Consider the following 19,352-nt stretch of genomic DNA (forward strand, 5'->3'; position numbering starts at 1 on the left):
TTTATAAAACGCTTTTAGCATCACATGAATAAATTCCTCCTTTTTATTGTTCTTTCTGTATCACAAATAACTTTTTCTCAAACTAGTAAAAATATTGTTTCTGGAAACATTATCAATTCTAAAACCAATGAGTCTGTTCCTTTTGTAACAGTTACATTAAAAAATGTAAATCAAACAAAATCCACCATTGCTAGTGATGAGGGAAAATTTGTACTAGAAAATTTAAGTTATCAAAAATACAAATTAACCATAGAGGCTATTGGATACAATACCTACACAAAGGCTATTGCATTTACCAATCAAAATTATCTGGAACTAGGAAACATTCAGTTAGAAGAAAATATAGAAGCTTTAGATGCTGTTGTTATTAGAGCAGAAACAACTACGGTAACGCAAAAGATAGACAGAGTAGTAATTAATGTAGGTAAAGATTTAACCACTGCTGGTTCCGATGCATCAGAAGTCTTAAACAATGTACAATCGGTATCTGTAGACCAGCAAACGGGAGAATTATCTTTAAGAGGAAATACCAACGTAAAGGTATTAATAGATGGAAAACCAACCAACATTCCTACAGATCAATTATTACAACAAATTCCATCAAGCGCTATTAAAAATATTGAATTAATTACCAATCCATCAGCCAAATACAATCCTGAAGGAAACAGTGGAATTATTAATATAGAATTGGTAAAAAATACTCGTTTAGGAATTAACGGTAGTGTATCTATCAACAGTCAGTACGGACGAAATTTTTCTCACACAGGAGGATTAAACATTAACTATAAAGTTAAAAATGTAAACTGGTATGGGAGTTATAGTATTAAAGATGGTAAAAAAAATGTACAAGGAAGGTTAACTCGTTTTGATCCTGATTACTACCAAAGAATTGACGGTAATGACGATTTTACAAATCACCTTGCCAAAATTGGTGTAGACATTAATTTTACAGAAAAATTCAGTTTAGGATTGTCTACTTCTCAAAACTTTTCTTCATTGGATTACAGCAACAACACTCAAATTTCGGAAACTAAAGGAAGTCCATTAACTAGTGATAATTTATTTGCTTTTGATAGAAAACCAACCAATCAAAATTATAGATTAAGTCTATATCAAATTTTTGACGACAAAAAACACACTTTAACGTTTGATGCCATGGTTAGTTTAAGAAACAAACCGGAAAATAGTGAATGGTCTAACGCTATAAACACAAGTGAAAACAGTAGTAACTACGTGGAATCTCTTTCTGAAGATAGAGATTTATTACTTTTTAACCTTGACTATAGCAAACCTATTGGAGAGGGTTATTTTGAAGTAGGAATAGAAAGTAGAAGCGAAAAAACAGACAGTAAAAACAATTCTACTCAAGAAGTATTAAACAGTAGCAGAGCACCTACAACAAGTGGATTGTCAAGCTTTACATATAAAAGAGAAATTTATTCTGCTTATATGAACTTAAAGCAACAATTTGGAGATTTTGGAGTACAAGCAGGGCTTAGAGCAGAATCTTACAGAATTGATGGAGATTTTCATGCAGATGTAGACAATCAGAATGATGAAATAAACCAAACAGTAAATTCTCTATACCCATCGTTTTTTACCACTTATAAATTAAACGATAAAAATCAAATTCAATTTAGTTACTCTAGAAGAGTAGACAGACCGTCTATTAAACAAGTTACACCTATTAGAAGTTGGGGAACTCCTTTGCTAACCTCTAAAGGAAATCCAGATTTAAAACAACAATTTACCAACTCTTTAGAATTTAGATATAACAAAGAAATTCCGTTAGGAAACCTATCTGCCACCACTTTTTATAGAAATATAAAAGATGATATTAGCAGAACTATATCTGTAGATCCAAACGTTCCCGATAGAGGAATTTTATCATATAGCAATTTTGATGACACTCATAGTTATGGTATAGAATTTTCTGCTTATTTAAAATTACAAGAATGGTGGAGAATAAATACCAGTGCAGATGTCTATTCCCAAAATCAAAAAGGAATTGTGGCTAACGAATACACTACAGTAAAAAACAACCGCTTTAACTTTAGAATTAATAATACCTTTAAAGCTAACAACAAATTAAGCCTACAATTATTTAGTATGTACCGTGGAGCCAACAAAAGTTTACAAAGAGAAACCAGTCCTATGTACATGGTAAACACAGGTGCTAGCTATAAAGTATTAAAAGAAAAGGGAACCGTTACTTTGTCTGTAAGTGATATTTTTAACACGTTTGGATTATCATTTACCTCTGACAAACCTTTTAAACAAGATGGAAACTTTAATTGGGAAAGCAGAAAAATTAGCCTAAGATTTGTTTACAATTTTGGAATAAAACCTAAAGAAAATTCCAATAAAAGAAAAAGAAATCACGAAGACGGAGAAGCGGACAGTGGTGATGGAGGTTTTTAAGACTGACATCGTGTCACAATACATCTTTTGGTACTCTATTTGTTTAATCAACTGCAAAGATTATTATAACAAATAACCAAAACATATTATTATTATGGCTAAAGGAAACATTAATGTATCGGTAGAAAATATCTTTCCATTAATTAAGAAGTTCTTATACTCAGATCACGAAATATTTTTACGTGAATTGATTTCTAATGGAACAGATGCAACGTTAAAATTACAACACTTAATCACTATTGGTGAAGCTGAAGGTGTTGAATTAGGAGATGCTAAGCTTGAAGTAAAAATTGATAAAGAAGGTAAAAAACTTCACATTATCGATCAAGGTTTAGGGATGACTGAAGATGAAGTAGAAAAGTACATCAACCAAATTGCATTTTCTGGAGCTGAAGAGTTTATTGAAAAATACAAAGACAAAGTAGAAGATTCTGGAATTATTGGTCACTTTGGATTAGGGTTCTACTCTGCATTTATGGTAGCAGAAAAAGTAGAATTAATCACCAAATCTTACAAAGATGCACCTGCTGTAAAATGGTCTTGTGACGGTTCTCCAAACTACGATTTAGAAGTTGTAGAAAAAGAAGAAAGAGGTACAGAAATTATTTTACACATTGCAGAAGATTCTTTAGACTTTTTAGAAGAATCTAAAATTTCTGGATTGCTATCTAAATACAATCGTTTTAACCAAGTGCCAATTAAATTTGGAACTAAAAAAGAAAACGATCCTAACTTTGAACCAAAGGTCATCAAAAAAGAAGATGGTACTGAGGAAAAAGAACCACACAAACAAATAGAGGTAGATAATATCATCAACAATACAGTTCCTGCTTGGACTAAAAAACCTGCTGACTTACAAGCTGATGACTACAAGAGTTTCTACCGTGAATTGTATCCTATGCAGTTTGAGGAGCCTTTGTTTAACATTCACTTAAACGTAGATTATCCTTTTAACTTAACCGGTATTTTATATTTCCCTAAGTTGTCTAAAAACATGGACATGCAAAAGGATAAAATCCAATTGTATCAAAACCAAGTTTTTGTAACAGACAACGTAGAAGGAATTGTTCCTGATTTCTTACAAATGTTAAAAGGAGTTATAGACTCTCCAGACATTCCTTTAAACGTATCGCGTTCTTACTTACAGGCAGATGGTGCTGTAAAAAAGATTTCTGGATACATTACTAAGAAAATTGCAGATAAATTAAGTTCTATCTACAAAAAAGACAGAGAAGCTTTTGAAGGTTACTGGGATGATATTAAAGTAATTATTGAGTACGGAATGTTATCTGACGAAAAGTTCTTTGATAAAGCTAAGAAATTTGCTTTGTACCCAACTACAGACGGTGGTTACTTAACTATTGATGAAATTAAAGAGCAATTTGCAGCTGCTCAAACAGATAAAGACGGAAAATTAGTGGTGTTATATGCTGCTAACAAAGAAGCTCAACACGGATTTATTCAGTCTGCAAACGATAAAGGATACAAAGTATTATTGTTAGACTCTCCTATTGTATCTCACTTAATTCAAAAATTAGAGCAAACTAACGAAAACGTAACGTTTGTACGTGTAGATGCAGATCATGTTGACAACTTAATTAAGAAAGACGACAACGTAATTTCTAAATTATCTGACGAAGAAAAAGATAAATTAAAACCAATTATTGAAGCTGCTGTTCCTAAAGAAAACTACACAGTTCAGTTAGAAGCTATGGACTCTTCTGCTTCTCCTTTCTTAATTACCGTACCAGAATTTATGCGTAGAATGAAAGAAATGAGTGCTACAGGTGGTGGTGGAATGTTTGGAATGGAAAACATGCCAGAAATGTACAACTTAGTAGTAAACACGAACAACGAATTGGTTTCTGAAATTTTAAATGCAGATGAAGAAAAGCAAAAAGGATTAATTTCTCAAGCTTTTGATTTGGCTAAATTATCTCAAAACTTATTACACGGTGAAGAATTAACTAAGTTTATCAAACGTAGTTACGAGTTGATCAAATAAATTGCTTCTTTAAAAGCACCTATTTATATAAACAGCCTTTGTCATTTATTGACAAAGGCTGTTTTTTTATACGATATCCATATCACCCTTCTTTATTTTGATTTTCTCACTTAATTATTCAATCAAAAAGTTATTTTTGTCTAATCTCAAATACAATCATACATGGATATCAAAATAGCTTTTACCGATATTGACGGGACTTTATTAAACTCAGAACGTGAAGTCTCTGAAATGTTAAAAGAACAAGTTGCTCGAATTTCAGAACAAAATGTTCCTTTTATCTTAATATCCTCTAGAATGCCAAGTGCTATGACTCACTTACAAGCAGACTTAAATATAGAAGGACTTCCTATGATTTGTTATAACGGAGGTTTGGTATTAGTAGATGGTGAAATTGTAGATAATATTTCTATTGCTCCTACAATTTTGGAAGACATTGCAGAATTAAACAAAGAAGGAAAATTCCATATTAGTCTTTATAACAATAATGATTGGTACGTTCCTGAAATGGATTTTTGGGCAAAAAGAGAAGAAAATAACACAAAGGTCACTCCTATAGTAAAACCAACCAAAGATGTAATTAATCTATGGATAGAAGAAGAAAAAGGAGCTCATAAGGTAATGTGTATGGGAGACAAAGAACATATGGATTTTGTGTACTCGGAACTTGGTAAATTACATGGTGATAAATTGCATTTATACAGATCTAAAGACACCTATATAGAAATTGCCAACAAAAACATTTCTAAACTAACAGGTATAGAAGAATTATTGGCTTGTAAATACCCGCACTTAACATTAGACAACTGTATTGCTTTTGGAGACAACTACAATGATATTGAAATGTTAAAAGCAGTTAAAATGGGTGTTGCTGTTGGAAATGCAAAAGAAGAAGTGTTGGTTATTGCCGATGCCGTTTCTGATGTGAATAAAAAAGATGGAGTTGCCAAAGCTATTCTAAAATTTATCTAGAGACAGTAACTTTGTACTTCTGAGTATTTTAAAGTGTCTAACAGTAAATAATTCAATCGTTATAGTAAAAACATAAACTTATCGTAAAAAAACGACACTAAAATTACTATTTTTTCGCTCTTAAAAAAAAACAACTTAATTAAATACTTAAATAATATGATTTTATCAATAGCTTCATTTCTTGGCTTTACTCTTTTGGTAGCCTTGATCGCTTGGCTAGCAACTAGAAAAAACGTTAACTCTTCTGATGGGTACTTTTTAGGAGGTAGAAGTTTAACAGGACCTGTAATTGCAGGATCTTTATTGTTAACAAACCTTTCTACAGAACAAATTGTTGGACTGAATGGTGCAGCTTTTGAAGAAGGTGTTGTTGTAATGGCTTGGGAAACTTTAGCTGCAATTGCTATGGTACTTACAGCCATGTTTTTATTACCAAGATATTTAAAAGGTGGTATTACAACTGTTCCTCAGTTTCTAGAAACTAGATACGATAAAATGACAAAAACATGGGTATCTGCATTATTCCTTTCAGGATATGTTTTTATCTTATTACCTATTGTTCTTTATTCTGGAGCTTTAGCTGTAAACACAATGTTTGATGTGCCACAGGCATTAGGTTTAGTAATTCCTGCAGATGTTGCGAACACATTAAACCCTGCCGAACTAGCAAGTTTACAAAGAGAATATGACTTTATGGCTTTATGGCCTACCGTATTTGCCATTGGATTTATTGGAGTTATTTATGCTGTGTTTGGTGGATTAAAAGCCGTAGCAGTATCAGATTCTATCAATGCAATTGGATTATTAATTGGTGGATTGGCTATTCCTGTTTTTGGATTATTAGCTATTGGAGACGGTTCTATTGGAACTGGTATTTCTAACTTATCAACTGAATTCCCTGGTAAATTTAATGCTATTGGAAAATCAGATGCTTCGGTTCCATTTGCTACTATCTTTACAGGGTTAATGTTAGTTCAAATGTTCTACTGGGGTACAAACCAAGCAATTATCCAAAGAGCCTTAGGAGCTAAAAACTTAGCAGAAGGACAAAAAGGATTATTAATTGCTTCTTTCTTAAAAATATTAGGTCCTTTAATGTTAGTATTACCTGGTATTATTGCATTCTACATGTCTCAACATCCTGAATCATTTGAATACTTTGCAGGTGGAACAGGAATCTTAAAAGATCAAGCATACCCATTATTAGTGAAACAAGTATTACCAGCAAGTATGGTTGGTTTCTTTGCAGCGGTATTGTTTGGAGCTATCTTAAGTTCTTTTAATGGTGCTTTAAACTCATCTGTAACTATTTTTGGATTAGATATTTACAAAGCTCACATTAACACAGAAGCTTCTGAAGCTAAGGTTGTAAAAATGGGTCAGGCATTTGGTATCTTTTTAGCTATTGGTGGTGCATGTATTGCTCCTTTCTTAATTTATGCTAAAGGTGGTTTATTTAACTACTTACAAGAAATTAACGGATGTTATTCTATTCCTATTTTTACCATTATTATTGTTGGTTATACAACTAAACGTGTACCTGCTATTGCTGCTAAAATTGGATTAATTTCTGGGGTAGTATTATATGCTATTAGCCAATTTATAATCAAACCAATTGTTATTGATGGTGGAGGAACATATCCTCACTTTTTACACGTTGTAGCTATATTATTTGTATTAAACGCTGTAATTATGTTAGTAATTGGTAAAATTAAGCCTCGTAATGAAGATTTTGTTCAACAATACACAGAACAAGTAGACATTACACCATGGAAATATTTAAAACCGGTTAGTATTATAGTAACTGTAATCGTAGTACTTACCTATGCATACTTCAGTCCTATAGCAAATTTCTTAAAATAAGAATTATATATTCTGAATTTCAATTTGTTAATAATATTAAATAGATATATTTGTAAGCCCACTGCCATAGGTAGTGGGCTTATTTATTACAATTTTAGTATGAAAAAAATTATCTGTATCGCTTTAAGTGCTTTGGCACTAGGTTGTACCTCTAAATCAAAAGGAAATTTTAATCTTGAAGGTCAAATTTCAGGATTAAGAAAAGGAACCATTTACTTAGAAAGATTTGAAAACGGAAAAATTGTAGTTATTGATTCTCTTTATATTGATGACGGAAGCGAAGATTTTACCTTTTCGAAAACAATTACGGAACCAGAAATCTTTATCTTATCTTTAGATAAGTTAAACACTAAGCAATTAACTTTTTTTGGTGAACCTGGAACAATCCATGTTGAAACTTCTTTAGACAATTTCATCACCAATCGTAAAGTTACAGGATCTACTCTAAATGATATTTTAGAAAAGCACGATTCTTATGCTAAGAAGATTAATCAACAAAATTTAGATTTAATTAAAGATAAGTTTGAAGCCTTAAAATTTGGAGACACTAAGAGTGTTGATGAAATAGAAAGCAAAAGGCTAACCAACTTAAAAAGACTTTATTTGTTTTCTGCAAATTATGCCATTGCTTATAATGATAAGGCGGTAGCACCATTTATAGCATGTTATAGAATGGAGCAAGCAACACCTGCTTTAAAACAAAAAATTTACGATGCTTTAACTCCGGAAATTAAAGAAAGTAAATATGGTAAAATATTAAAAGAATCTCTTAACTAAGAGATTCTTTTGTTTTTATACTCCAATTAAAATTAAACTTAGCAACCTCATCACCAGCTTCATCTACTCCAGTTGATGTTAATGTAAAGGCTACTCCTTCTTTAGTTTTTATAGCTGTTTTAATACAATCATCTAATTGATGAACATCTGCACATGTAAAGGTAATTTTACCCACAGCTTTTTTAGAAAACTGAGCATTCATCCCTACTACTAAAGTTGAAAATTTAGCCTCTGTGCTGTTTGTTTTTTTTAAAACCAATGCTCCTGTAGATAATTCTGCAGCCATGGCTAAAACAGCAAAGTAAATAGATTTAAAAGGATTCTGATTCATCCACTTAAACTTTACGGTAGTGCTACATAGCGTATTGTCTAATTTAAATACCCTAACTCCACACAAATAAGCAGAGGGTAGTTTAAATATTATAAATCGATTAAGTTGTTTTGCTGAAAGTTTCATTGTAAATTTAATAATATCATTAAGATACATAAATTAACCTTATCAAAAAACAATATGTATATAGACACCAAAACAGAAAGAGTTTTAGCTATGATTCTACATTTATCCGGTTTTTTAAACGGAATGCTTCCTTTGGTAGTACCCTTGGTTATTTGGTTACTAAAAAAGGATGATAGCTTTTTTATTAAAGAACATGGTAGAGCCGCAATTAACTTTCAATTGTCTGTAATTGTTTTAGGAATTGGAGCCGTATTCTTTATCTTTTTCACCATTGGGATTGGAGCCTTTTTAGTAGCCCCTTTAGCCATTGTGTTTGGATTGCTATATATTTATTTTATCGTTATGGCAACCATAACAGCAAGTAACGGACAATTATACAAATACCCAATCACGTGGGAGTTTATTTAGTAAACTCTGCAAATAAAGACTCTAAGGTTTTATTCTGAGTATTCATTTGTAAAATTTTAAGTCCTTGCTCTTGTGCAAAATCAAAAATAGCAGCTCTTTTATCTTCTTGAACATTAAAGGTAAATTCCCATTTATTATCATGGTAATTATCAAAAGACTTTAAATTTTCTATTCTTTTTACAAACTGTTCTTCTATTTTAAAATCGAACTCTACTTGAATAATTTGCTCTTGTCCTGATTTTAATTCTGATAAGTTTGCATCTACCTTTAAATCTCCTTTGTTAATAATAATTACCCTATCGCAAACAGCTTCTACCTCTTGCATTATATGAGTAGAAAACAACACAGTTTTATCTTTCCCTAAATCTTTAATTAACTGTCTAATTTCAATAATTTGATTAGGATCTAATCCTGTAGTTGGTTCATCTAAAATTAATACCGATGGATTGTGAATAATAGCTGCAGCAATTCCAACTCTTTGTTGATACCCTTTAGACAATTGATGTATTTTTTTTGAAGCTTCAGGAGTTAAACCCGTTTGATGGATAACCTCATCAATTTTAGAATTTGAAACTTTATGAATATTAGCTATAAAACTTAAATATTCTTTAACATACATTTCCTTATACAAAGGATTGTGCTCTGGTAAATAACCAATGTTTTTATTGGTTGTTTTTTGTGTAGGCACAACCAACTCATCACAAATATATAGCGCTCCGTTAGTTGGAATCACATAACCTGTTAACATTTTCATTAAAGTAGATTTTCCTGCTCCATTAGGCCCTAAAAACCCCACAATCTCACCTTTTTTAATTTCAAAACTCAAGGAATTTACCGCTACTTGATTCTGATATTTTTTAGAAACCTCAACTACTTTAATAGACATCTACTGGTATTTTAAAACAAAAATAAACATTCTTTTAGTACTTTTAGCAAAAAGAAAAATTGCTTATAAACATGAAAAAAATCATTCTATTTATTACTCTTTGTACCCTATGTATAAGTTGTGAAATTAAAGAAGAATTATACATTACTAAAAGAGGAAAAGGAGAACTTAATTTTAAGGCCGATTTTGGTCGTATGCTTTCTTTTGTAAATAGTATGCCTAAAAACACTGAGGCCACTGCAAAAACAAATAAAAAAATTGATACTATTTTTCACTTTGACGAGCTATTTGAAAAAATGAAAGATTCTATATCTAAACTAAGCAAAGAGGATCAAGATTTAATAGAGAAAATGAAAACATACAGCATGCAAATGACTGTTGATTTTAATAATAGTAAAGGACTTTTTGCACTTTCTACAACTTTTGATGATGTGGATGAAATAAACAATTTTCCCGAAATCTTAAACAAAGCTAGTTCTTTTAATAAAAAAACTAAAAAGATGGCAAGTCCAGAAAAATATGGATTTAGATATGAACTAAACCGAAAAAAATTTAAGAGATTTGTAACAGAGAAAAAACTGTCAGAAGAGGAAGAGCTAAAATATCAAAATCAAATAAAAACGAGTAAAATGATATTATCTGGTTCTAATTACACACTTTTATATCATTTTGATAAAAAAATAAAAAGTATTAGTAATAAAGATGCTGTTCTTACTCCTGATAAAAAAACATTAGAAATTACCTATCCTATGGATACGTTAATTTTAAACCCTTACCTATTAGAATTTGAAGTTACCTTTAAATAAAAAAGTTGTTTACCAAAACATTGGTAAAAAAGGATACAAAGAAACCTGGGATTATCAGGATCAATTGTTTCAAGGAATTATCCAAACTAAAATGGATAATAGAAAAAATGAAACTCTAACTGAAACTGAAAACTACTTTTTATTTGTAGAACATCCGCACGTATATACTTTGGGTAAAAGTGGAGATATTTCTAATTTACTCTTAAACGAAGCTCAGCTACAAGCCAAAGGAGCTACATTTTATAAAAGTAACAGAGGGGGTGATATTACATATCACGGCCCTGGTCAAATTGTAGGCTACCCTATTATTGATTTAGATAATTTTTTTACAGATATCCATAAATACTTACGCTTTTTAGAAGAAGCTATTATTCTAACTTTAGCAGAATACGGATTACAATCTGAACGAAGCAAAGGAGAAACAGGAGTTTGGCTAGGAGTAGGAACTCCGTTTGCTAGAAAAATTTGTGCTTTAGGTGTTCGTAGCAGTCGTTGGGTAACCATGCACGGTTTTGCCTTAAATGTAAATGTAGATTTAGGTTATTTTGACAATATTATTCCTTGTGGAATTAAAGGAAAAGCAGTTACCTCTATGCAAGCTGAATTGGGTAAAAAAGTAGATATTAACGAAGTGCAACAAAAAATACTAAAGCACCTTTCTATTCTTTTTGAATGGGAGTTAGTTACTTCTTAAACAACTCTAGTTGTACATCTGGTAACAGCTTAAACGTGTGCCTATGATGTATGCAACTTCCAATTTCTCTAATAGCTTGTCTATGCTCTTTGGTAGGATACCCTTTGTTTTTTTTCCAATTGTATTCTGGAAATTCATCATGTATTTTTTCCATATACAAATCTCTATATGTTTTAGCTAGTACAGATGCTGCTGCTATAGGCAAATACTTTCCATCTCCTTTAATAATGGTTTCGCTAGGAATATTTTTATAAGGTCTAAATTTATTTCCATCAACAACAATAAACTCAGGCTCTACACTTAATGCATCAATAGAACGATGCATGGCTGTAATAGAAGCTTGTAAAATGTTAATTTCATCTATTTCTTGCTGATAGACAAACGCAACTCCAAAAGCTATTGCTTCTTTTTCTATAATAGGCAACAACAATTTTCGTTGCTTTTCCGATAATTTTTTAGAATCATCTAACAAAGGATGTTCAAAATCTTCTGGTAAAATAACAGCTGCTGCTACCACAGGTCCCGATAAGCATCCTCTACCTGCTTCATCTGTACCCGCTTCTAACTTATTTCCCGAAAAATTAATGGCTAATGGCATATTATTCGTAGTGTAGCCCAATATTAATCAAACTAATTCGTTTAAAAAAATTACCTTTGCTTTGCAACTATCGAATATGAAAAAAAGTCTATTCCTTTGGGTGATTCTTATTGCGTTTAACTCTGTTTTTTCTCAAGAAAAAGTAGCGGTTGTAGAACGTAAAATTGTCACCAATAAAAAACAAGATAAAAAAAACATTCCTTTGGACAGCATCACTAATATGTATGGTGCTAGGTATGTAGACTATAAAATTATTACATCTGAATATGACACTATTCAGGTGGATACAACTTTAACCATCCAAAAATATTTTAAACACAACTATACTCAAAAAGACGATTTTGAGTGGTTAGGTTTTGCCAACCAAGGACAGACTTATACCAAATTAGGATATAATTTGGTAGACAATCAAATTACTCCTAAACTTGGAGTTACAGCTAAGCTATTTAATTATTACGATGTTGATGATATGGAATATTATCATGTTCCCACTCCTACCACAATTTTATATTATCGTTCTGGGTTTGATGGTCAAGTTTTAAATAGCACCTTTGCTACTAACTTTGGAAAATTTCAAAATTTTTCTATTGGTTATAAAGGATTACGTTCTATTGGAGATTATCAAGAATCTAGAGCTAGTCATGTAAACTTTAGAGTTGCTTATACTTTTTACAATCCTAAAAAAAGGTATCAATTTAGGTTTCATGTCATCAGTCAAAAAATAGACAATCAGGAAAACGGTGGATTAACAAACACCTCTATTACTGGTTTTAAAGAAGATGATCCAGATTTTAGTTCTAGAAGTAGGTTAAATGTAAATTTATACGATTCTGAAAGCTTTTTTAAAACAACTCGCTATTACTACGAGCACGAATTAAGAATTTTAAATTCTAAAGATAGTTTACAAAAGAATTTAACCAATTTAAAACTAGGTCACACCATTAGTCTTGAAAATAAGAAATACGAATTTCAATCTACAGACACTGAATATTTTGATGCTAATCCATCTATATATGGAACTAGAACAGATGATATTACTAACGATAAAACTGAATTTAACACAGCTAAAAATCAAGTATATTTAAAATTTAACTCTCCTTGGATTTTAGGAAATTTTAAAGTTTTTGGATCCTTGTACAACACTGCTCAGGTATACGAAACACTAAAAACAGTAGGTACAGAAAGTATTTCTAAAGAGAACAACATAGATTATACTAGCTTTGGAGCGACTTGGAACAGTAAATACAAAGGTGTCTTTTTAAACGCTTACGGAGAACAAGTAATTAATGGAGGTAACTTGGGTAGTAATATTCATGTAAATGCAGGATTCACTTTAAAAAACAACACACTAGTAAAAGCTGGATTGCAATTAAAAACAGCAGCCCCTAATAGTAACACCACATTATTCCAATCTAATTTTAGCAATTTAAACTGGGACAATGTTTCTAGTTTTGATAATGAAATTTCTAGAATACTTTACGGAAACATTAAAACCAAATGGATTAATGCAGATGTTTATTTACATCAATTAAAAAACTACACTTATTTTAATACAAATAGTGTAGCCTCTCAATACAACCAAACTATTGATTACGTAAAAATTAAATTAAGTAACGAATTTGAGTTTGGAAAATTTCATTTAAACAACAGTATTTTATTTCAGAAAGTAACACAAGGAGCAGATGTTTTTAGAGTACCCGATTTGGTAACTAGAAATGCTTTTTATTATCAGGATTATTTTTTTAAAGGAGATCCTTTGTTTGCTCAAATAGGAATTTCTTTTAAGTACTTTACCAAATACTATGCTAACGAATTGAATCCTGTATTAAACGAATTCTATATACAAAACAATACACAAATTGGAGGTTTTCCAACCTTTGGTGCCTTTGTAAATGGAGAAGTTAGACGTACCAGAATTTATTTTAAAGTAGAAAACATAACTGCTAGTTTAACTGGAAGAAATTATTTTGCATCTCCAAGTCAACCAACGAGTGATTTAACAATGAGACTAGGTGTTGTTTGGAACTTTTGGAACTAGAACACTACCTCTGTACTAATTGACCTATATTTATTTTTATTCCTAAATCAATCATAACAGGAGTAAAATTACCTTGTGACACAGGTCTTACTTGTCCTAAACTAGCAATAAAACTCCATCTATTGTTTAATTGTTTTTGAACACCTACAGCATACTGATAAGCCATTCCGCTACCTAAATTAATATCTCCACCTCCACCAGCACCCAATAGAGTTTTAGCTGTAGCTTTCCATTTATTAGTTAATGCATAATAATACTGTAAACCTAACCATCCTTCTGCATAAGCTCCATAGTTTCCTTGATAAGCCCATACTGTAGCTGCAACTAAACTAAAGTTTTGATTTAAATTCTTTTCCAACTCAAAACCTATCAAATTAAAAATTTGATCATATTCTCTACCAGCTTTATCTAAATTATTTGCCGAAACATAGCTTCTATTAAATGTAGAAAAGCTAAAATCTTCTTTTAACACATTGTCCCTAGCTATAACCTCTGTTCTATCATTACTGTTACTAGTATAAATATTAAACTTTTTACCCAATGCAATATCTAAATGATTAGATTTAAAATTTCCATTTGGAGCATAAGTATTACCAACGTTAATATTTAATAAATAATCAGAAACTTTTACACCAACACCAGCTTCTATTTGAGTCGCTAAACCTCCACCAAACTGAACGTTTCCTCCTCCCGCTCCACCTATTAAAGCTTTAGCATCTAAAACAATCCATTTATTCACAGGAACTTCGTAACCAATACCCGAAAGCAACATCATAAAACCATCAACTTCTCCTATAAACGCACCTCCCAATTTTAAAACACCATACAAATTGTTTTCTTGATGACTTTTAAGCATTGCTCCCAATAAAGAAATTACAGGAGCGTTCTTGTCTACATTTACATCTGTTTTTAAAGGTCCTTTAGAATAATTAAAAAGATTCATTGACAAAGCACTGATGTCAATATTTTTAAAAACTGAATTTGAATGAGTTTTTGCTACTAAGTTTGTGTTTTGAACCATGTAACTATGGGTATGAATAACAGCTCCAACACTCATATGCAAACTATTAATGGCTCCACTAGGAAAGGTTACAGCAGCCAAACCAGCTCTTAAAGATAACTTATCACTAATCTTAGCTTGTAAATCTACATGAGGTCTTATCATTAAGCCTCCTCCGTCGGGAGCTCCACTACCACCTCCACCTCCAAGAAACAAACCTAAATCATAATTTAACCAATCTGTAATTAATTTATTTTGTATTCCCCCAAAAACTCCAAATACAATAAACCCAGAACGAATTCCTGTAATTGCTGAATAGGAATTTACTCCAAAATATACATTCTTATTTTGGGGCAACAATCCAAAAACTTCATAACCATGACCAATAAACCCAATATTAGGCTCATTATCCATCCCTACTATATCTCCTGAAAAACGAATTCTGGAATTCAATTTTTCTACCAAATAACTTTTTTGAGAAAAAATAAGGTTTGTAAACAAGATAAAAATTAGCAGTATTTTTTTCATGATTATTCTTTGTTATGAGAGTCTATAATAATAGTAACAGGTCCATCATTGGTTAAAGCTACTTTCATATCAGCACCAAACTCGCCACTCTGAACTTCTTTACCTAATAAAGCGGTTAATCTATTTTTAAAAGTATTGTATAAAGGAATTGCCTGTTCTGGTCTAGCAGCCATTATGTAACTAGGTCTATTTCCTTTTTTTGTTAATGCATGTAACGTAAATTGACTTACCACAATAATATCACCATCAACATCTTTAATAGACAAATTCATTAAATTATTAGCATCTCCAAAAATTCTTAGTTTTATGATTTTCTGACAAAGCCACTCTATATCTTCTTCAGAATCTTGAGGAGAAATTCCTACTAAAATCAATAACCCCTTGGCTATTTCAGCCACTTTAGCATGATTAATAGTCACAGATGCTTGACTAACTCTTTGAATTACAACTTTCATTATTTAAAGGTATCTTGCCTATAATGTTCTTCTTCTTCTTTTAACAACTGAAGGTAACTTTCGTATCTAGTCTCCGAAATTAGACCTTGTTCTAAAGCAGCTTTTACAGCACATTTAGGTTCATCAATATGAGTACAATTATTAAACTTACATCCTGATTTTAACTCAAACAATTCTGGAAAATAATCTGTAACCTCATATTTATTAAAATCGACTACTCCAAAACCTCTAATACCTGGAGTATCTATAATATAACCTCCAAAAGACAAAGGATGCATTTCTGCAAAAGTAGTCGTATGCTGCCCTTGCTGATGTTGTTCTGAAATTTCTTTAGTTTTTATATTTAAAGTAGGCTCTAAAGCATTTACCAAAGTAGATTTTCCCACTCCTGAATGCCCAGCAAACAAAGTCACTTTGTTTTGCATAACCTCTTTTACTTTATCTAGATTTATTTTTTCTTTGGCTGATACATTGATACATTCATAACCAATACTCGTATAGATATACTGAAAAGCCTCTCTGTATTCTACCATTTCTTCATCATGTGTATCTACTTTATTAAACAATAAAATAGCTTTAATACTATAAGCCTCAGCAGTAGCCAAAAATCTATCTATAAACGTTGTAGTCGTTTCCGGATTGTGCAAAGTTACTACCAAGAAAGCAATATCTATATTAGAAGCAATAATATGTGTTTGCTTTGAAAGATTTACAGATTTACGTACAATAAAATTTCTACGTTCTTTTATTTCTTTAACAACCCCTGTATCTTTCTTAGGTTCTAGTTCAAAAACCACCTCGTCTCCCACAGCAATTGGGTTGGTACTTTTAATCCCCTTCATTCTAAATTTACCGGGAATTCTACATTGATGTATTTCTCCTGACTCAGTTCTTACTGAATACCAACTACCTGTAGATTTTGTAACGATTCCATTCATACCGTAAAAATAGCAGTTACTAGTTAGTTATCACATAACTAATCTAAAAAAGTTACGACAATAAAAAAGGGAACAGATTATAACCTGTTCCCTTTTGATATTTTGAATTGAATTTCTAATTATTTAGATATTCCACCTACGAATCTTAATCTTCATTGCATTTTTTATAGGTTGATCTGATACTAAAATAAGATATCCTCCTCCACCAGCACCAGATAATTTCCAAGCTAATGCAACATCTTTATATTGCTCTATTACTTCTTTAATTTTTTCATCAACCATATTAGGAAACATGGCCGTTTGCGCATTAAATGAGTCTTTAAATCCCTTACTAAAAGCATTAATATCCTTTTTCATAATTCCTTCCCAACAAACATCTGCAGCTTCTGATAATTCTCTTACTGTTTCCTTAGAAATATTCGTATTACTTAATAAATCAGTACCTGCTGGTCTTGGCCAAAGAGTTACCAAATAAATATGTTCTTCTAACCAAACTAAAATATCTTCATCGTAAACTTTTTCTATTTTTTCTGGCCAGTAATCTCCATCATAATAGTGTCTTGTTAATCCGGGAACACAAATACCTATTGCATCTTGAGCTCCAGATACAATTTTGTTACCTGGTCTATTCTCGTACCTAAATAATATTTCTGCTAACGTCTCTGGCTTTTCTAATGGTAACTGATAGGGCCAAATAATTTTAGCAGCGTTTCTAGTAGAAGTAGACATTCCACTACGCTCATTATATTCTATTATTGGTTCTAAAGAAATTGTTAATGCCCAACCTGGATGAAGTTTTGAAATATTTGGCTGATCTATCCATGTTCCTGCTAAATCTAACCGATATGGTAACTGACTTCCTACTCCTCCTCTAATTTGAGTTGTTGATCTTGTGGGTAAACCTGCTTCAGGAATACGAGCCAACACAATGTATTCTATACCTAAATCTTTACACAAAACCTCTTTTGCAAAGGAATGTCCATCTTCATTAACAACACACCTTTCAGGTTTTAATTCCTTAATATCTTCTTCAAAGTCTAAAATTCCATTTCCTCTATTTACAAACGCATCCGTTACATAGCGAATAGATTTTACCATATACAACCTCTCTTGTTCAGAGTTAATTGTATGTCTAGCCTTTAATTCCATAATTGTATCGTCTGATCCGATACCTACATACAAATCGCCATACTGCGAGGCTTCTTTAAAAAATGCAACATGACCGCTATGTAGCATGTCAAAACATCCTGAAACAAATACTTTCATTAATTAATTAGTTAGTTTGGTTTAATTATAAAAATAGTATTAAAAACTAAAAAACATATATTAAACCCCTATTTAATTCTTAACCAAAAAAAAGGGAACAGATTATAATCTGTTCCCTTTTGATATTTTGAATTGAATTTCTAATTATTTAGAAGTTACAATTGCTTCTTGTTTGTTAATTGACTCTTGGTGAATTGCTTTAAACACACCTTCAATAAACTCAGGGCTTAAACCAGCTTTTTCACCAGTTTCTACCATTGTTTTTAATATTTCTCCCCAACGTGCATCTTGCAAAATAGAGATATTCTTAGATTTTTTTACTTCACCAATTTGCTCAGCAACTTTCATACGCTCAACTAAAGTATCAATAATATGATTATCGATTACATCAATTTCAGCTCTTAATTGCTGTAATTGATCTAAAGCTTCTCCTTCTGCTTTTGGTTTACGAACTCTTAAGTCGTTCATAATTTCTACCAAACGAGCTGGAGTAATTTGTTGTGCTGCATCAGACCAAGCATTGTCTGGATCAATATGAGTTTCAATCATTAAACCTTCAAAGTTCAAGTCTAAAGCGATTTGAGAAATCTCTTGAATACCTGTTCTGTTACCACAAATGTGAGAAGGGTCATTAATAATTGGTAAGTCTGGATACTGACGTTTTAATTCAATAGGTAATTGCCATTGAGGAACGTTTCTGTAACGAGTCTTTTTGTAAGAAGAAAATCCTCTGTGAATAACTCCTAAATTTTTAATATTTGCTTTGTATAAACGCTCAACTCCACCTAACCATAAAGCTAAATCTGGGTTGATTGGGTTTTTAATTAAAACAATTTTATCTGTACCTTCTAATGCATCAGCAACTTCTTGAACAGCAAATGGGTTTACTGTAGTACGAGCTCCTAACCATAAGATATCAACATCAGCTTCTAAAGCTAATTTTACGTGAGCTACATTAGCAACTTCTACCGCTGTTAATAAACCTGTTTGCTCTTTTACCTTTTTTAACCAAGGTAAAGCAACAGCACCAACACCTTCAAAACCTCCTGGTCTAGTTCTTGGTTTCCATACACCTGCTCTAAATACAGTTGCATCTGTATTCTTTAATTCGTGAGCAATTTTTAATACTTGCTCTTCAGTTTCTGCACTACATGGTCCAGCAATTACTAAAGGATGATCTAATTTCATATCATCCAACCACGTTCTAAATTCTTTGTTATTTTCCATCTTAGTGATTATA

General features: G+C 31.5%; 17 protein-coding genes. 9 read left to right on the forward strand and 8 right to left on the reverse strand.

Annotation, left to right across the window (positions count from 1 at the left end; all coding sequences use genetic code 11):
- Positions 1-24: 24 nt before the first annotated feature.
- The 5 genes from GGR97_RS09990 (at position 25) to GGR97_RS10010 (ending at position 8,038) form a co-directional block, all read left to right on the forward strand.
- Complete coding sequence (locus tag GGR97_RS09990; RefSeq protein WP_167898374.1) at positions 25-2,421, forward strand: outer membrane beta-barrel family protein; 2,397 nt, start codon at positions 25-27, stop codon at positions 2,419-2,421.
- Positions 2,422-2,515: 94 nt separating this feature from the next.
- Complete coding sequence (htpG, locus tag GGR97_RS09995) at positions 2,516-4,426, forward strand: molecular chaperone HtpG (protein ID WP_167898375.1); 1,911 nt, start codon at positions 2,516-2,518, stop codon at positions 4,424-4,426.
- A 162-nt stretch (positions 4,427-4,588) separates the two neighbouring features.
- A complete protein-coding gene (locus tag GGR97_RS10000; RefSeq protein ID WP_167898376.1) occupies positions 4,589-5,398 on the forward strand; it encodes an HAD family hydrolase in 810 nt (269 codons plus the stop codon).
- 156 nt (positions 5,399-5,554) lie between these two features.
- Entirely contained in the window at positions 5,555-7,261 is a 1,707-nt protein-coding gene (locus tag GGR97_RS10005; RefSeq protein WP_167898377.1) for a solute:sodium symporter family transporter, read from the forward strand.
- A 99-nt stretch (positions 7,262-7,360) separates the two neighbouring features.
- A complete protein-coding gene (locus GGR97_RS10010; protein ID WP_167898378.1) occupies positions 7,361-8,038 on the forward strand; it encodes a DUF4369 domain-containing protein in 678 nt (225 codons plus the stop codon).
- Here the strand turns inward: GGR97_RS10010 and GGR97_RS10015 are convergent.
- Positions 8,031-8,495: a DUF4442 domain-containing protein gene (locus GGR97_RS10015; RefSeq protein WP_167898379.1), complete on the reverse strand. Its 465-nt coding sequence runs from the start codon at positions 8,493-8,495 to the stop codon at positions 8,031-8,033. The two genes, GGR97_RS10010 and GGR97_RS10015, sit on opposite strands and share 8 nt — an antisense overlap.
- Before the next feature lie 54 nt (positions 8,496-8,549).
- Here GGR97_RS10015 and GGR97_RS10020 point away from each other — a divergent pair, with 54 nt between their 5' ends.
- Entirely contained in the window at positions 8,550-8,903 is a 354-nt protein-coding gene (locus tag GGR97_RS10020; RefSeq protein ID WP_167898380.1) for a DUF4870 domain-containing protein, read from the forward strand.
- Here GGR97_RS10020 and gldA read toward each other — a convergent pair.
- The gene (gene gldA, locus GGR97_RS10025; RefSeq protein ID WP_167898381.1) at positions 8,896-9,789 is read right to left on the reverse strand and encodes a gliding motility-associated ABC transporter ATP-binding subunit GldA; all 894 of its coding nucleotides are present in this window, start codon (positions 9,787-9,789) and stop codon (positions 8,896-8,898) included. The two genes, GGR97_RS10020 and gldA, sit on opposite strands and share 8 nt — an antisense overlap.
- Before the next feature lie 71 nt (positions 9,790-9,860).
- On the opposite strand from gldA, the gene GGR97_RS10030 reads away from it, so the two are divergent.
- Positions 9,861-10,595: a hypothetical protein gene (locus GGR97_RS10030; RefSeq protein WP_167898382.1), complete on the forward strand. Its 735-nt coding sequence runs from the start codon at positions 9,861-9,863 to the stop codon at positions 10,593-10,595.
- Positions 10,576-11,289, forward strand: a complete 714-nt coding sequence (lipB, locus tag GGR97_RS10035) for a lipoyl(octanoyl) transferase LipB (protein ID WP_167898383.1) — start codon at positions 10,576-10,578, stop codon at positions 11,287-11,289. Before GGR97_RS10030 ends, lipB begins: the two co-directional genes overlap by 20 nt.
- Here the strand turns inward: lipB and GGR97_RS10040 are convergent.
- Complete coding sequence (locus GGR97_RS10040; protein ID WP_167898384.1) at positions 11,279-11,887, reverse strand: ribonuclease HII; 609 nt, start codon at positions 11,885-11,887, stop codon at positions 11,279-11,281. The two genes, lipB and GGR97_RS10040, sit on opposite strands and share 11 nt — an antisense overlap.
- 76 nt (positions 11,888-11,963) lie before the next feature.
- Here GGR97_RS10040 and GGR97_RS10045 point away from each other — a divergent pair, with 76 nt between their 5' ends.
- Entirely contained in the window at positions 11,964-13,925 is a 1,962-nt protein-coding gene (locus GGR97_RS10045) for a putative porin (protein ID WP_167898385.1), read from the forward strand.
- 4 nt (positions 13,926-13,929) lie between these two features.
- Here GGR97_RS10045 and GGR97_RS10050 read toward each other — a convergent pair whose 3' ends face one another.
- The 5 genes from GGR97_RS10050 to GGR97_RS10070 all read right to left on the reverse strand — a co-directional run bounded on the left by GGR97_RS10050 (position 13,930) and on the right by GGR97_RS10070 (position 19,339).
- On the reverse strand, positions 13,930-15,453 hold the full coding sequence (locus GGR97_RS10050) for a hypothetical protein (protein ID WP_167898386.1): 1,524 nt from the start codon (positions 15,451-15,453) through the stop codon (positions 13,930-13,932).
- Positions 15,454-15,455: 2 nt separating this feature from the next.
- Entirely contained in the window at positions 15,456-15,908 is a 453-nt protein-coding gene (dtd, locus tag GGR97_RS10055) for a D-aminoacyl-tRNA deacylase (protein ID WP_167898387.1), read from the reverse strand.
- Positions 15,908-16,846 carry a ribosome small subunit-dependent GTPase A gene (gene rsgA, locus GGR97_RS10060; RefSeq protein WP_167898388.1) on the reverse strand — a complete coding sequence of 313 codons (939 nt, stop codon included), beginning with the start codon at positions 16,844-16,846 and terminating at the stop codon, positions 15,908-15,910. The genes dtd and rsgA overlap by 1 nt, the downstream gene beginning before the upstream one ends.
- A 123-nt stretch (positions 16,847-16,969) precedes the next feature.
- Positions 16,970-18,112, reverse strand: a complete 1,143-nt coding sequence (locus GGR97_RS10065) for an adenylyltransferase/cytidyltransferase family protein (RefSeq protein ID WP_167898389.1) — start codon at positions 18,110-18,112, stop codon at positions 16,970-16,972.
- A 144-nt stretch (positions 18,113-18,256) separates the two neighbouring features.
- Positions 18,257-19,339 carry a bifunctional 3-deoxy-7-phosphoheptulonate synthase/chorismate mutase type II gene (locus tag GGR97_RS10070; RefSeq protein WP_167898390.1) on the reverse strand — a complete coding sequence of 361 codons (1,083 nt, stop codon included), beginning with the start codon at positions 19,337-19,339 and terminating at the stop codon, positions 18,257-18,259.
- Positions 19,340-19,352 lie beyond the last annotated feature (13 nt).

Origin of the sequence: Wenyingzhuangia aestuarii, from assembly GCF_011927765.1 — a bacterium.
Lineage (GTDB): Bacteria > Bacteroidota > Bacteroidia > Flavobacteriales > Flavobacteriaceae > Wenyingzhuangia > Wenyingzhuangia aestuarii.

Bases quoted from the DNA above. Each gene is read 5' to 3' on its own strand.
- GGR97_RS09990 (WP_167898374.1), top strand. From the start codon at position 25: ATGAATAAATTCCTCCTTTTTATTGTTCTTTCTGTATCACAAATAACT.
- htpG (WP_167898375.1), top strand. From the start codon at position 2,516: ATGGCTAAAGGAAACATTAATGTATCGGTAGAAAATATCTTTCCATTA.
- GGR97_RS10000 (WP_167898376.1), top strand. From the start codon at position 4,589: ATGGATATCAAAATAGCTTTTACCGATATTGACGGGACTTTATTAAAC.
- GGR97_RS10005 (WP_167898377.1), top strand. From the start codon at position 5,555: ATGATTTTATCAATAGCTTCATTTCTTGGCTTTACTCTTTTGGTAGCC.
- GGR97_RS10010 (WP_167898378.1), top strand. From the start codon at position 7,361: ATGAAAAAAATTATCTGTATCGCTTTAAGTGCTTTGGCACTAGGTTGT.
- GGR97_RS10015 (WP_167898379.1), bottom strand. From the start codon at position 8,495: ATGAAACTTTCAGCAAAACAACTTAATCGATTTATAATATTTAAACTA.
- GGR97_RS10020 (WP_167898380.1), top strand. From the start codon at position 8,550: ATGTATATAGACACCAAAACAGAAAGAGTTTTAGCTATGATTCTACAT.
- gldA (WP_167898381.1), bottom strand. From the start codon at position 9,789: ATGTCTATTAAAGTAGTTGAGGTTTCTAAAAAATATCAGAATCAAGTA.
- GGR97_RS10030 (WP_167898382.1), top strand. From the start codon at position 9,861: ATGAAAAAAATCATTCTATTTATTACTCTTTGTACCCTATGTATAAGT.
- GGR97_RS10040 (WP_167898384.1), bottom strand. From the start codon at position 11,887: ATGCCATTAGCCATTAATTTTTCGGGAAATAAGTTAGAAGCGGGTACA.
- GGR97_RS10045 (WP_167898385.1), top strand. From the start codon at position 11,964: ATGAAAAAAAGTCTATTCCTTTGGGTGATTCTTATTGCGTTTAACTCT.
- GGR97_RS10050 (WP_167898386.1), bottom strand. From the start codon at position 15,453: ATGAAAAAAATACTGCTAATTTTTATCTTGTTTACAAACCTTATTTTT.
- dtd (WP_167898387.1), bottom strand. From the start codon at position 15,908: ATGAAAGTTGTAATTCAAAGAGTTAGTCAAGCATCTGTGACTATTAAT.
- rsgA (WP_167898388.1), bottom strand. From the start codon at position 16,846: ATGAATGGAATCGTTACAAAATCTACAGGTAGTTGGTATTCAGTAAGA.
- GGR97_RS10065 (WP_167898389.1), bottom strand. From the start codon at position 18,112: ATGAAAGTATTTGTTTCAGGATGTTTTGACATGCTACATAGCGGTCAT.
- GGR97_RS10070 (WP_167898390.1), bottom strand. From the start codon at position 19,339: ATGGAAAATAACAAAGAATTTAGAACGTGGTTGGATGATATGAAATTA.